The following is a 13,355-nucleotide window of genomic DNA, read 5'->3' as shown; positions in this document are numbered from 1 at the left end:
GCTTAAAATATAATTAACAGGCGAAAATTTCTAAGAAAATAAGTTAGATTTACAGAATAATACGTTAAACTAGAGGAAACAAACAATGACAATCGATCAACTCGCCTTACTGATCGCCTTATTATTCCCTGGAATCTTATTATCTGCCTTAGTGATGGGAAGTTTTGCAAAAGGAGGATAGTTAGCTATCAGTCAGCAGTCATCTGTTTAAAAAACTTATGTCTATTGACTGTTGACTGTTGACTGTTGACTGTTGACTGTTGACTGTCCACCACCGTTTAACTACTCGACTACAAAGAGTCTGTATTAGACAAGTTGGCTTCTAGGTTTTTTCGTTGTTCCATCTGGCCTAAAAAATAGCCTGTCATCATAGCAGAAGCTAAAAGATTAGCCAAACTTTCCCGATCTGTTGTTACTTGAATGTTAAAATCATCAGAGGGAAGCATTCCCACTAATCCTTGCACGTTTTGGGTGATGATCTGCTTGATTTCGGGACTAGCAGATTGGGCGATACGAGCTAATGCCTCCGGGTGTTGTTGTCGTAGATATTGAATAAGGGCGTTAGCGTCTTGTTCTCCTTGTTCAGAAGCGAAAAAATCAAAGTTAAATGCCATTAGAACTCCAAAAATGGGGGTTGCCTGTTTTTCAGGGTTACATGATTTTCTACTTTAACACTCTTAGTGATTACACGTCAGTGGGTCTAGAAGCTTAATAATTATCTATTTCTGGTTTTATGATTTGTCAATTACCAGTACAATGAAAGACAATCTATTAAGTCTGATTAAGGAGAAACACTGTGATTGAACCCTTACTGATAGGTATTGTTTTAGGACTAATAACCATCACCTTAGCCGGTTTGTTTGTTGCGGCTTATTTACAATACAAACGCAGTAATAAAATTAGTCTTGATTAAGAGAATTTAAATAATGTGTAAAAGATCTTTAGAATAAGTTAAAAACAAAAGTGCGGGTCAACATCCGTTGACCTTCGCAGTCGATTGTCCTGATATCTCATTTATTTACTTGCTCAGTCTTGTAATAATTACCTTAAGCTTTCCCAAAAACTAGCTTTTAAAGAGAGACTTCCTACCTCTTTGAGGATAGCTTGACGGCCTAATTTAGGTAAGTTAACTAACTGAATTTCTAAATAATCCGATGGTTGATAGGGAAGTCGTTGCGCCCATTCAATTGCAGTAATTCCTGGAGCAACCTCTTGATATTCCCAATAAAGTTCAGGATATAACTTCTCAACCTCTTGGGGTTTTAGACGATATAAGTCTAAATGATATAATCGTAATCTTCCCTGAGTATATTCGTTAACGAGGGTGAATGTAGGACTAACAATTGGTTCTGTTATGCTCAACCCCTTCCCAATTCCTTGTACTAAGGTAGTTTTTCCTGCTCCTAAATTCCCTTTTAGTAAAAGAACTGTTCGAACTGGTAATAATTTTCCTAATTGCTCTCCTAGATGTAGGGTCGCCTTTGTTGAGGGTAACTCAATAATCACTGTTAATTAACATCACTTACTACTATACCAACGTAACAACACTTTAGCCAATCGCTGAGGGTCATGGCTAACCTTTCCGGTAATCTCGTCTTCGGTCATCACATTACTTAAAATGATGCGACAGCCTAATTTAGCCACCTCTTCACGATCAGGAAAAACAGGATGACAGTTTTCTAGAGCATAACGTTTTAATGCTTTCGGAGACGGAGGTCTACGTTGAATCAAAACCGCATCAAATAACCGTTGCTCACAAACGTGATCAATGGCTTTTAGGTGATCACTAACAGTATAGCCGTCAGTCTCTCCGGGTTGGGTCATAATATTACAGATATAGATCCGGGGAACCTTCGCTTCAATCAAAGCCTTTCTAATGTCTGGAACCAAAAGATTAGGAATCACACTTGTATACAAACTCCCAGGCCCGATAATAATGTAATCTGCATCTTTAATAACATTCATAGCTGCTGGTAAAGCTAAAGGATGAGCTGGAATGCAGCCAATACGTTCAATTTTTCCCCTGGCTTCGGTAATATTAGATTCCCCTTCAATGAACCGTCCATCACTTAACTCTGCCCAGAGACGGACATCATTGAGGGTAGCGGGTAAAACTTTCCCTCGTATAGCTAAAACCTTAGAACTAGCTGCGATAGCCTGTTCGAGATCTCCAGTAATGTCGGTTAAAGCCGTAAGAAACAAGTTCCCAAAACTGTGTCCAGTAAGGCCATCCCCAGCCTGAAAACGATATTGAAATAATTCCGTTAAAAGTTTTTCTTCATCTGCCAAAGCAGCAACACAGTTGCGGATGTCTCCTGGAGGAAGAACACCAATTTCACGTCTAAGCCGCCCAGATGAGCCGCCATCATCGGTTACGGTGACGATAGCGGTCATATTGCTACTGTATTGTTTAAGTCCTCTTAACAGAGTTGAAAGGCCAGTTCCTCCTCCAATGGTTACTATTTTCGGACCTCGGTTTCGACGACGGTGGGCTAGAAGACGATCAACAAGTTCTTGATTTCCTTCAGGATGGAATGCTTCGGTAATTGATCCTACGGTACGACTTTGCCCCCATAACAGTAAAAATAGCCCTGAGAGAATCGCTAACGGGCCAGAAATATAATTGGGAACATAAGTAGTCAAAAATTCTAGTAAGGTAGAGATGAACTCTAGCAAGCGATACACTGGGGTTAACTTAAGAAAAACAGCTAACCCTAAAAAAGTTAAGATTAAACCAGTGATACTGATCAGTAACCAGCGTTTGACTAAGAGGCCAGGAGATAACCATTTAAACCATCGATTCACCTGTTTAGGCGTATATTGACCGACAGCCGCCCATTTTCTCCGTTCTGACTGAAGTCTATGTATTGCCTGTTTTAAAGGACTCTTGGGCATAAGATAATGACCAAATAAATCTTTTTTTCAGAATTGTTATTTTAGGCATTGTAACGGATGTCAATACTTAAAAGATATGCTTGTCAGTACAGATCTGAGTGAACGGGTAAGGCTGGTGCCAACTAATTTTAAGTCCTTAACGATGGTTTACTAAGTTAAAATACTCATGTCATCACTGAACTTTGAGTGCGATCTAAGCAGTGGGATTAGTAACTAAGTTACTGAGTGACTGAATCAAATATTTTCAATTTTTTGGCAATATCAATTGCCCAACAATTCGCTTAGCGAATTCGGAACATGCTCAGGTTTTTGGGGATAGTTGCGTTTAACATAAAGATAATTACGGGTGAAATGGGAGTCTATAGAAAAGCGGGCATACTCTAATCTTTTTGGACCGACTTTTTCTACGACTATCTCTATTAACTTTGCTGCCCACATGGGCAGAGTAACTTCTTGAGTATAGGCGAAAATACTTTGTTGTAATGTCTGTTTTCTATCACCCTTAGAAATTAGAGCTTTAGTATCTAGTTGGTTTTTGAGTAACCCTAACATTTCCCGTCCAGTTTCATTAAGAACGTCCATTGCCAATTAAATTATGCCCCCATATAGCCGACTATTAAATTGGCTAAAGCATTAACATAATCCAAACAACTCATGCAAGAGTGAGCAAAAACATCTTTCAGTTTATTAATTTTTAAGCAAAAAAAAGGTGCTTTTTAAATTGACCCATTTTGGTGTTTGAAATGAATACGAAAGTCCTGCATAAATTCATAGTGAACAATGGTTTCAAAAGATCTGCCAGTGGTCTCAAGGAACTTTCGTAATCCGTCGCGGGTTACATTATCAACACAAGGAGTGCCCAAAACATAAAGCTTTTCCAAAGATAATTTTCTTTCTACAGCTCATAACGCTTGAATTTGATAACCAATTCCAATTACTAATAACAATTTTATTCCTGATTGTTGTATTTGTTCCAAAATGGAAAGCTCTGGGGATAAGGTGGATTTATTGGACCTAGCGGCTAAAATTTTTTCGGTCATCCTAGCAATCACAGGCATGAGTTGAAAACGGTCTTCTATGGTATTTTGAACACAAACAACCCCCCTCCCCATCCTTGAGTCAACATTTCACAAGCAATGGGACTAACAATGCCGATCCATTGTGCTCCCTCGATGGGCTGTTTTTCACACTGCTGTCATAATTTTGATAAACTCCAAAATACCAGTCGTTTTTGTCATTTAAATTACGACTACGACCATGAGCTATCTATTCAAGTTTGTTGACTTGTTGATTAAGAAAGGCACAAGCTTCTTTAACATAGTGGATATAGTGAGTATCGCATAATCCACACTCACTACAGAATACTTTAGCCGGACGGCTATTCCTTGGTTTGAGAGTTTTACTGTGGGGGATAATGGGAATATAGGGTGTGAAGAAATATCACCAATCATTGTTTAGAGTACGACAAAAACAATGATTAAAGGTGATAAATTTTAGAGTAATGTAACGAGATTTTGATTATATTTGTCGTTTGACTGCTTCTAAACAGACTGTACAATCAAGGTTTTTACTCGAGGAGCTTTCACCATTATCACCGATTTTTTTAAGCGTTTATTCAAAAGTAATTCTTAAAACTCTGTAACAGGATGTTTTTCCAACTTCCCATTTAGTTAACTTAAATAAAGGGTGTAAATACTAGAAATGATAATAGTTTATCTCTCAAATTATAAAATCATAAAGACATCACATTATTATGATCTTATTTACTCTTTATCTGTTCTTATCTTTTATTTATTCCCAGTTTATTATATAATGAAGTTCTTGACATAAGTCTAGTTTATAAAGTGAGTCAACAAAAAAAGTTATGGCATTTTCAGTTGCTTTCAAAAAAGAGCAATATTTAACCTATATTCTCTCAGACTCTGAAGCTATCTCTCAAATAACAGTTGTTCCTGAACGAGGAGGTATTATTCTTCTTTGGAAAATCCAAGGTCAAGATATTCTCTACTTAGATAAAGAACGGTTTTCTAACCCAGAAATGAGTGTTCGGGGTGGAGTTCCTATTCTCTTCCCTATCTGTGGAAATATTCATAATAATACCTATACTTATCTCGATGGAACTTACAGTCTTAAACAACATGGGTTTGCTCGAGATTTACCCTGGGAAGTAACTCAACAAGGAACAGATAACTGTGCTAGTCTAACTGTAACCTTAAAAAGTAATGAACAAACCCTCATAGTTTACCCCTTTGAGTTTCAATTAGATTTTACCTATGAACTTAAGGGAAACTCTCTGATTATTCGTCAAAAATATGCTAATAAGTCTGAGAAAACAATGCCCTTTTCTTTTGGCTTTCACCCTTATTTTTATGTTCCTGATAAAAGCAAAGTTATCTTCGATATTCCCTCTTCAGAATATCAAGATCAAGCGACCAAAAAGATTTTTTTCTATGACGGAACCTTTGACTTTAACCAAGACGAAATTGATGCGGGGTTTCAGTCCTTAACTCGTCCTTTAGCTACCATGACTGATAACCACCGAAAGTTAAAATTAGTCCTCAGTTGGTCAGATATCTATTCTACCTTTGTCTTTTGGACTCTCAAAGGAAAAGATTATGTGTGTCTTGAACCTTGGACAGCACCCCGTAATGCCTTAAATACAGGGAAAAACCTAACGGAACTTGACCCTGGGGCAACTTGCGAGGCGATGTTCGAGATGAGTGTCGAATTAATTTAAATCGGTTTTAAAAAGTCACAACTTCCTAGTGTCTTCTAACCCTAACTTTGTTAATCCCCTAGGGGTTTTTAGGTGAGTTCTTCAATAGGGCTTGCCCTTCTCTAAAATCAATGCTATCATAAGTGACGGTGTGTAAAAATACACAGCGGGTCGCTAGCTCAGCGGTAGAGCACTCGGCTTTTAACCGATTGGTCTTGGGTTCGAATCCCAGGCGACCCATTGATTGTGCACAAACAATAAATATTTATCGACTGTGACGGATATTTATCTCAGAGATAAGTTCATTGTCAATATGATAAGTTGACATAAGCAATGTGTTTAGATGTTCCCGTTGTTTCCTTGACTATAAAAAGTCTTGTTGAGGCTTTTTTCCTTTGATAAAAAATCCAAAATTATTCTTGTAATCAAATTATTAAAACTCAGCAATTTTATCAGAAAAATTATTTTTATTTTAAATCGATTCCCATATAGTGAAATAATATATCCTGGTCAATTCAGGCGAAGTAATCATACTTTAATTAACAAAAAATAACATAATGTATTGATAATACCTACCTCTTTGATTTATAAACTAAAACTTAGTTGAGTGAGAAATCATATGTAACTATTGTTTAATTTCGGTAACTATACGGAATGAAAACTATATATATGACTACAATTAAATTAATAATTTATAAATCATTTAAAGTTAACAATGTCTATACATCTTACCAAATCCCGTCAGGCTAAAACTAATGCTTTTAGAGGAGGTAACAGGAAACATATTTTAATTTTCTTATCTTCTGATAGAACTAATAATTATTCTATTTTTCTCTTTTAAGAAAGTACGAATTATTTCCACCTCTTTTGTTGATTATAGTTCTATTTTTTTAGACTAAATGAGATTAGTTTTTTTTACTCCGTTAACTGAACTTTGCGCTATGTAGAAAAATATAACGCATTATCTAACACATTCTCCCCTATATTGTTTTCTACATCCTTCTCCTAGTAAAAGCTCCAATCGAGATAGCACTCTTTTTTGTTGGCTTATACTATGTATCGACCTTTTGAAAGGTTTTTAGTGAGGAGACAGCACTGTCGGGTAAAATCCTAACCTTTTTACTAAATTTTTAAGTCTTTAAAATCATTAATATCTGACATTTTTCGAGCTTTTACCTTATACTATTCTCTGTTTCCGATTCCCAACCATCAGTCTACTATCCTAAGTTTGGTAGAACAGATTCATATATAATACTAACCTATGCCTAATCTTGTTTTATCTCCTGTGTATCATATCAATCTCTTAATTTGGATCAAGAAGAATCTTTTTAGTACGTGGTATAACATTCTTCTCACTGTCATTAGTATTCTTTTTTTATACTGGATTAGTTCAGGTTTAATTCATTGGTCTTTTAATCAAGCACAATGGGAAGTAGTTAGAGCAAACTTACGGTTATTTTTTGTAGGAAGATATCCCATTAGTTTGTTGTGGCGTGCTTGGTTGAGTCTGGGAATAATCATTACTTTAGTTGGGTTTTCCTGGGGAATTCTATACTGCAAAATCAAACTGTTTAATAGGAATACTCTTGGTTTACTTTCTTTTTTAGCAGTGTCTTGTTCTCTACTAGCTATTCCTGTGAGTACCCAATCTAGCTTATCACTTCTAGGATTACTAATTTTATTGATTATCAGTAGTTGGGAGGGACAAAAATTAGGACAAGCATTTCCTACTCTAAAAACTTGGTTAGGACTAATTTGGTTATCAACCTTTTTTGTTGTTCTCTGGGTACTTCAAGGAGGACTATTTTTGCGAACTGTTAGGCTGGATGATTTAAGTGGATTAATTCTAACTTTATTAACCAGTATTGTAAGTATTACATTGTCTTTCCCTTTTGGAGTGTTATTAGCTTTGGGACGACAAAGTAATTTACTTGTAATTCGATGCTTATCTATTGCTTATATTGAAATAATTCGCGGTTTACCCCTGATTGGTATTCTCTTCATGGTTCAGGTTATGTTACCTTTGGTTTTACCTATGGAGGTACGTCTTGATCGGGTAATTCGAGCGATTGCAGGGCTAACGTTGTTTAGCTCGGCCTATTTGGCAGAAAATATCCGAGGGGGATTACAATCGGTTCCCAAAGGACAAATAGAAGCAGCCAAAGCATTAGGATTCAATACAATCTTTGTATCAATATTAATTGTCTTACCCCAAGCATTGAAAGCTGTTATTCCTACTATTGTTGGTCAATTTATCAGTTTATTTAAGGATACTTCTTTATTAGCTATTGTTGGACTAGTTGACTTATTAGGGATCTCTCAATCAATTCTAGCGAACCCTAAGTTTATAGGTCGTTATGCAGAAGTTTATTTATTTATTGCCGTAATTTATTGGGTATTTTGTTATTTGATGTCCTTAGCGAGTCGTCAATTAGAACAAAAACTAAGCACAAGTAAAACTTAGATTTAGTTCTCTAAAACCAGACCGACGAATCTCCTGTTAACATCGCTAATTTGACAGGAGATTGTGCTTGTTCCTGATCACCATACTACTCTAATTAAAGTATTTGACGTGCATGAGAATGCTGTTTCACATTATCTTCTTTCCGTACAACATTAACTGCATTAAGAACTCGCTTTCTTTCTAATGAATAGTTAAAATCATCTCTGAAAGTTCCTTCAGGAATATGAGATTGTACTTCTATTTGTGTCTTATAAGTTCGTACCGTTGCTGCAACTCTTTCAGCAAAATTGAAACAGAATTGGGCGTTATCAGGAAAATATGAGGGTTTGTGTAATACTTCTTTTTCTATAACTTTCCCTACTGATTTTGCACAAGCTAATTCATAGGAAGTGGGAACACCTTTCCAAATAGCTTCTAATGCAGCAGAAGGAATAGGTTCTATTACTTGAATTTCAAAAAATTCTCCATCTTCTTTTAGATAACAGGTTGCTAAGCCAAAAACACAGTAATCATCCTTTGAAATGTCAGGTGCATTAAAAAGTAAAGTTAAAGTTGCCATAAACGCAAGGTAGAATTTCGTAATGAAGAGTAACTCAAACAATCCTATCGGTTATTGGCAGTGGTGATGGTGTCTATTAATTCATCTCGCCGCATATAAAGCCGCACCAATTAAGCCAACCTTAGGGTTTAAAACAATATACACGGGAATTTTCTGCATTAACGTTCTCATCCGTCCTTTGGCATAAAATGCTTCAAGAAAGTCTCCCTGTCGCATCAGGGGTAAGATTTTTGACGCAAAACCACCAACAACATATAGTCCTCCGTACGGTAATAATTTTAGGGCTAAGTTTCCTGCTTCTGCACCGTAGGCTTTAACAAACAATTGCATCGCTTGCTGACAAAGGAAATCATCTTTGTTGATGGCTTTTTTAGAAATTTCAGCAGATAAATCAGTATTTTTGTCTGGGTCATCTTGCCAAATGTTATAAATCCGAGCTAATGTTTCTGATTCTTTATCGGGATAGCGATCACGTAAAAATTGATAAATAGTGGCAATTCCCTTTCCAGAAACCACCCTTTCTACCGATACCCTCTCTAAATTATATTTTTCACTGATATAGTTAAGTAGTTCAAATTCTAAGGCGGAACGAGGCGCAAAATCTGCATGAGACCCTTCTGAGGCAAAAACACGAGGATTTCCTACGGTTGAAGGGACTAAAAAGCATTCTCCTAAACCAGTTCCAGCTCCTAAAATGGCGATTGGGGCTTGGGGATCAGACTGAACATCTTGTAAAATGTACAAATCGTCAGAACTTAATCCCAAAATGCCATAGCCGATAGCGGCATAGTCATTGATTAGGGTAACCTTATTTAAGAATAGATCTTGTCGTAAGCGATCACCGTCTAAATACCAATTTAAATTGGTTAGTTCTGAAATATTATTCACCACAGGACCTGCTATCCCAAAACAAGCTTTTTCTACCTTAAAAGATTGATTTAAGTTCTCCGTTGCCTCTTGCACAAACTCTTGTAACATCGGCACGAGATCAGAGTATTTTTGACTTGGATAAGTTTTTTCATACAAGGTTGTTTGCTCTGGGAGGTTATTTGTATTATCAGAATATTCTGATTCAACTACACGTAAACTTGTTTTGGTTCCGCCAATGTCTCCAGCTAATAAAATAGTCACGACAAGACTTCTCTCCGATTTAAATTAGAGGTAAGGGTTAAAGAGGGAGCAGTATTACTTACAATCTCTTAGGACTTAATCTAAAGTATATTGTAAAAATGTAATTTGGGGAAGAGTAGAGCAATAGAGATTACATTGACTATTCTGTTAATTAATATGTGTTTTTAACATTAATAAATCTTCCTTGATAATCGCTTAGTTTTTTATTTTTAATTGGCAATTGATATCGGATTTAATAGGAATAATGAGGCTCGTTGTGCCATTTTTTTAGAAAGTCCAATTTGAGTTAGAGTCACTAAACCATCTTTAACAAAAGAATCTCTAACCAAAAGTTTATCTCCACTATTGAATCCGGTTTCGTAGAAAACTTTTTTTATACCAGCAGAAATGATTAATTTTAAACAGGCAATACAGGGTTCTAAGGTAATATAAACAACTGAGCCATCGGTGGTAATCCCATGTCTTGCTGCTTGAGCGATTGCGTTTGCTTCTGCATGAACTGCACGGGATGGTAAACTACTAGAAGTATTACAGCTACTTAATTCGCTATAACAAAATCCTTGAGCAGTACAGTGAACTGATCCTGACGGAGAACCATTATACCCTGTAGCTAATACTTGTCGATCTTTGACAATAACTGCACCGACAGGGAATGCTAAACAGGTCGATCTCGTCGCTGCTAGTTTAGCGATCATTAAAAAGTATTCATCCCAGGTTGGTCGTTGTTCTTCTAATAGTTTCATTAGCTATTCTGGAGTTATCCTTTATACTTAACGTCTTTATTTAGAAATTAGTTATTGATCTTAATTACCTAGAAAATGACTTAAAAACCAGTTGAACCAAACCCTCTATGTCCCCTGCTTGTATCACTCAAACTATCTACTTCTTCAATTTTAACTCGAATTACTGGAGCAATAACCATTTGAGCAATTCTCATTCCTTGTATGACTTGAAAAGATGTTTCCCCATGATTAATCAAGATAACTCCAATTTCTCCTCGATATCCCTCATCGATAGTCCCTGGCGTATTTAAAACGGTAATTTTATGCTTTAATGCTAGTCCACTTCTGGGACGTATTTGTGCTTCAGTATTCGGAGGTAATTCAATAGAAATTCCTATTTTAACTAATTGACTTTTTCCTGATTTAATTTCTACATCTTCTATAGAAATTAAATCAAGACCCGAATCATTGTTATGTTCATAACTGGGAATCACTGCTTGTTCTCTTATTTTTATAATTTTAAGTTTCATGTACTCATGTTTCCTTTTTATTTTTGATAGATGTCTTTGTCCTTTAGAAGGATCATTGTCGAAAAGAATAAATAGTTAATTTTTGAAAATTACATTATTTTTTACTCTTGTGTATTTTACTACACTTTAATAATTTCATCGAATTCATCGAAACTTTGAGGCAAGGTTTTAGAGCTGGACTATTTTTAAAAATTTCTTAAGTACTATTCAAATGTTTAAGACCATAATATTAACAACTATTTATACTTTTATCTAGCTACTACTTTTTTTATTTAAAATACACTATACTATTTAGTATGAGTTACTAGAATTTTTTTTTGACTTTTTCTATTACCTTGATTTATTTAGTTAAATTTTATTTAACTTTCTCTCATTTATTCAATGTCCGTTATACATATTTTTAATGATTATAGCATAATACATTTTTCTTGATTAAAAGCTTAGTGGTGTATCTTGTTGATAACAGTTTAGTTTATTAACTAAACACAATTCTGCTTTTTGTAATTCTGTCCCTAAATACATCGCGTGTTCAATTTGAATACTAGGAGAATTTAAGGCAATTTTTTGATATAGTTGACGAGCAAGTTTACCTGAATAACAGTTAACAATTTCTCCTGAACCTGGGGTTATATGTTCAACAAAAATACGATTATCTTTGACTGAAATTAAAAAGCTGCCACTGGGGTCATCAAAATTTCTTTTTTGATTTATTTTTGTATATTCTGTATCAATAATTCGTTGTGTATGTTCCCAGCAGTCACTATAAATATGTGCGCTTTGACTAATAATAATTAAAGGACCTAAAATTAGACTATCATTTGATTTTTTGATAATTTCATCTTGGATAAATTGTTGCAAAAATCTTAATCCCATTGCATTAGCTGGCCAAGCAGAAAACATATCATTACTACGAAATGTAGCAGTTAAGGATAATTCATTATCAACAATTCTTACCCAAATATGATTGAGACAGGGAGGACTATCACTATCTTCATAATCTCTTACATCCCACAATGACATGACGGCTCTTGATGAGTTAATATCTCCTACCAATTTATTAATTAGTTGTTCAATTTGGTCTTGTCCAAACCATGATCTTAACCGTTGTCCATATGTATATTTTACTCCTTCTTTTTGGGGCGCATCGTCTAATATTTGTTCAATGTAATCTCTAAGAAAATTTCTTTTAATAGGTAAATAATTAGGCTCAGGAAAATAAAACTCTGGTGGTTCATCAGTAACAATAGCTATTAGATCAATTAATTCTTGCCATTGTCCATAAATTGTTTGTCTAATTGTTCCTGTTGTTTTAATTCTATGTAAAACTTTAACCCAAGTTTCTGCAATAGTTTTTCCTTCAATTCGATGACCATATCTAGGACCTGGTAAAACTGTTGGGTAACTTTCTCTTTCAGGAAAAGTTAATGGTTTACCCCAGGGTTCTATTTTAAATTGATTAAATTCTTGGATTATATTCATTGCTTCTTCAATTGAACTTGCTTCTTTATACTGTAAAGATTGACGTAAATTTTCTGAGATATCAGCAGGGATTTCAATGTCAATATATCCAGTAATCTTAGAATTCACTACCCATATATTTTTACCTGTATCACTGATTCCCTGTCTAAAACCTTGTTGTAAAAAATCCAACAAACATTGACATCCTCCCGCATTTTTATCTTCTTTTGTTGCCTGCAAAATAACTAAATACCGAACATGAGGGTTAGCTAATAAATTACGAATTAAAGGACTAATTCCCCTAGTAGGACTATACAAATTACCAATAACTGCATAATCTTCTGGGTTTAAATGTTTAGCTACTGACTGTCGAAGTGTCCATCCAGTAATGATAGCAGTCTGTCCATAACCACAGATCAGTTGATTGGGTTGATAATGAGGAATATATTCAACTTTATATTTTGATTGAGTTATTCTCATGAATTAATTACTCATAATTAATTTGCTTTTAACAAACTTGCCATATGAAAACTTATAACACGAAGACAAAGTTTTATTACCAACAATCGCATTATAAAAAGATGTAATTATTATACAGCTAATATTCTAACAAGCTTTATATTTAAGTTAAATTATATTAAGCCCAATATTCTAATTTTACTTATACCTATAGTATTAAATACGCAACTTAGTTGAAGAAATAGACTCAATAGCAACTTATATTTATTGGAGTTTAACTAGCAAGAAATTTTGCCTAAATAATTAATTAATAACTATAAAATTGTCTTCTGTAGAAAATTTGTTTCTCTTGAAATAGATCGTTCTTAAATTAGATGCAATCAATATGTAAATAAATTTACAGAAAATTTTAACTATTGTT

General features: G+C 34.8%; 11 protein-coding genes, 1 tRNA gene and 1 pseudogene. 4 read left to right on the top strand and 9 right to left on the bottom strand.

Annotation, left to right across the window (positions count from 1 at the left end; genetic code table 11):
* Positions 1-290: 290 nt before the first annotated feature.
* Positions 291-614, bottom strand: coding sequence for a DUF760 domain-containing protein (locus tag P3F56_RS09820; RefSeq protein WP_281152669.1), 324 nt, complete (start codon positions 612-614; stop codon positions 291-293).
* Positions 615-796: 182 nt separating this feature from the next.
* Between P3F56_RS09820 and petG the strand changes: the two genes are divergently transcribed.
* Positions 797-913 carry a cytochrome b6-f complex subunit V gene (gene petG / locus P3F56_RS09815; protein ID WP_281152668.1) on the top strand — a complete coding sequence of 39 codons (117 nt, stop codon included), beginning with the start codon at positions 797-799 and terminating at the stop codon, positions 911-913.
* A 128-nt stretch (positions 914-1,041) separates the two neighbouring features.
* Here petG and tsaE read toward each other — a convergent pair whose 3' ends face one another.
* From tsaE to P3F56_RS09800, 3 genes and pseudogenes are all read right to left on the bottom strand, one after another.
* Positions 1,042-1,506, bottom strand: a complete 465-nt coding sequence (gene tsaE / locus P3F56_RS09810) for a tRNA (adenosine(37)-N6)-threonylcarbamoyltransferase complex ATPase subunit type 1 TsaE (protein ID WP_281152667.1) — start codon at positions 1,504-1,506, stop codon at positions 1,042-1,044.
* Between the two features lie 12 nt (positions 1,507-1,518).
* Positions 1,519-2,895, bottom strand: coding sequence for a gluconeogenesis factor YvcK family protein (locus tag P3F56_RS09805; RefSeq protein WP_281152666.1), 1,377 nt, complete (start codon positions 2,893-2,895; stop codon positions 1,519-1,521).
* Between the two features lie 244 nt (positions 2,896-3,139).
* Positions 3,140-4,317: pseudogene (locus P3F56_RS09800) on the bottom strand (Coenzyme F420 hydrogenase/dehydrogenase, beta subunit C-terminal domain).
* A gap of 442 nt (positions 4,318-4,759) precedes the next feature.
* Between P3F56_RS09800 and P3F56_RS09795 the strand changes: the two are divergent.
* The 3 genes from P3F56_RS09795 (at position 4,760) to P3F56_RS09785 (ending at position 8,075) form a co-directional block, all read left to right on the top strand.
* Complete coding sequence (locus P3F56_RS09795) at positions 4,760-5,632, top strand: aldose epimerase family protein (protein ID WP_281152665.1); 873 nt, start codon at positions 4,760-4,762, stop codon at positions 5,630-5,632.
* Positions 5,633-5,779: 147 nt separating this feature from the next.
* A tRNA-Lys gene (locus tag P3F56_RS09790) sits at positions 5,780-5,851 on the top strand.
* 1,021 nt (positions 5,852-6,872) lie between these two features.
* A complete protein-coding gene (locus tag P3F56_RS09785; RefSeq protein WP_281152664.1) occupies positions 6,873-8,075 on the top strand; it encodes an amino acid ABC transporter permease in 1,203 nt (400 codons plus the stop codon).
* 94 nt (positions 8,076-8,169) lie between these two features.
* Here the strand turns inward: P3F56_RS09785 and P3F56_RS09780 are convergent, their stop codons facing one another.
* The 5 genes from P3F56_RS09780 to P3F56_RS09760 all read right to left on the bottom strand — a co-directional run bounded on the left by P3F56_RS09780 (position 8,170) and on the right by P3F56_RS09760 (position 12,955).
* The gene (locus P3F56_RS09780; RefSeq protein WP_281152663.1) at positions 8,170-8,634 is read right to left on the bottom strand and encodes a hypothetical protein; all 465 of its coding nucleotides are present in this window, start codon (positions 8,632-8,634) and stop codon (positions 8,170-8,172) included.
* Between the two features lie 81 nt (positions 8,635-8,715).
* Positions 8,716-9,765 (bottom strand): glucokinase, encoded by a 1,050-nt coding sequence (locus P3F56_RS09775; RefSeq protein WP_281152662.1) that lies wholly within the window; start codon positions 9,763-9,765, stop codon positions 8,716-8,718.
* Between the two features lie 209 nt (positions 9,766-9,974).
* Positions 9,975-10,508, bottom strand: a complete 534-nt coding sequence (locus tag P3F56_RS09770) for a deoxycytidylate deaminase (protein WP_281152661.1) — start codon at positions 10,506-10,508, stop codon at positions 9,975-9,977.
* A gap of 80 nt (positions 10,509-10,588) precedes the next feature.
* Complete coding sequence (dut, locus tag P3F56_RS09765; RefSeq protein WP_281152660.1) at positions 10,589-11,017, bottom strand: dUTP diphosphatase; 429 nt, start codon at positions 11,015-11,017, stop codon at positions 10,589-10,591.
* A 432-nt stretch (positions 11,018-11,449) separates the two neighbouring features.
* Positions 11,450-12,955, bottom strand: coding sequence for a thymidylate synthase (locus P3F56_RS09760; protein WP_281152659.1), 1,506 nt, complete (start codon positions 12,953-12,955; stop codon positions 11,450-11,452).
* Between the last annotated feature and the right edge of the window lie 400 nt (positions 12,956-13,355).

This window comes from cyanobacterium endosymbiont of Epithemia clementina EcSB (assembly GCF_029919255.1).
Taxonomy (GTDB): Bacteria; Cyanobacteriota; Cyanobacteriia; order Cyanobacteriales; family Microcystaceae; genus Rippkaea.
This window is presented reverse-complemented; position numbering and strand designations above follow the sequence as displayed.

Coding starts and splice junctions, on each gene's coding strand:
- P3F56_RS09820 (WP_281152669.1), bottom strand. CDS start 614: ATGGCATTTAACTTTGATTTTTTCGCTTCTGAACAAGGAGAACAAGAC.
- P3F56_RS09805 (WP_281152666.1), bottom strand. CDS start 2,895: ATGCCCAAGAGTCCTTTAAAACAGGCAATACATAGACTTCAGTCAGAA.
- P3F56_RS09795 (WP_281152665.1), top strand. CDS start 4,760: ATGGCATTTTCAGTTGCTTTCAAAAAAGAGCAATATTTAACCTATATT.
- P3F56_RS09785 (WP_281152664.1), top strand. CDS start 6,873: ATGCCTAATCTTGTTTTATCTCCTGTGTATCATATCAATCTCTTAATT.
- P3F56_RS09780 (WP_281152663.1), bottom strand. CDS start 8,634: ATGGCAACTTTAACTTTACTTTTTAATGCACCTGACATTTCAAAGGAT.
- P3F56_RS09770 (WP_281152661.1), bottom strand. CDS start 10,508: ATGAAACTATTAGAAGAACAACGACCAACCTGGGATGAATACTTTTTA.
- dut (WP_281152660.1), bottom strand. CDS start 11,017: ATGAAACTTAAAATTATAAAAATAAGAGAACAAGCAGTGATTCCCAGT.
- P3F56_RS09760 (WP_281152659.1), bottom strand. CDS start 12,955: ATGAGAATAACTCAATCAAAATATAAAGTTGAATATATTCCTCATTAT.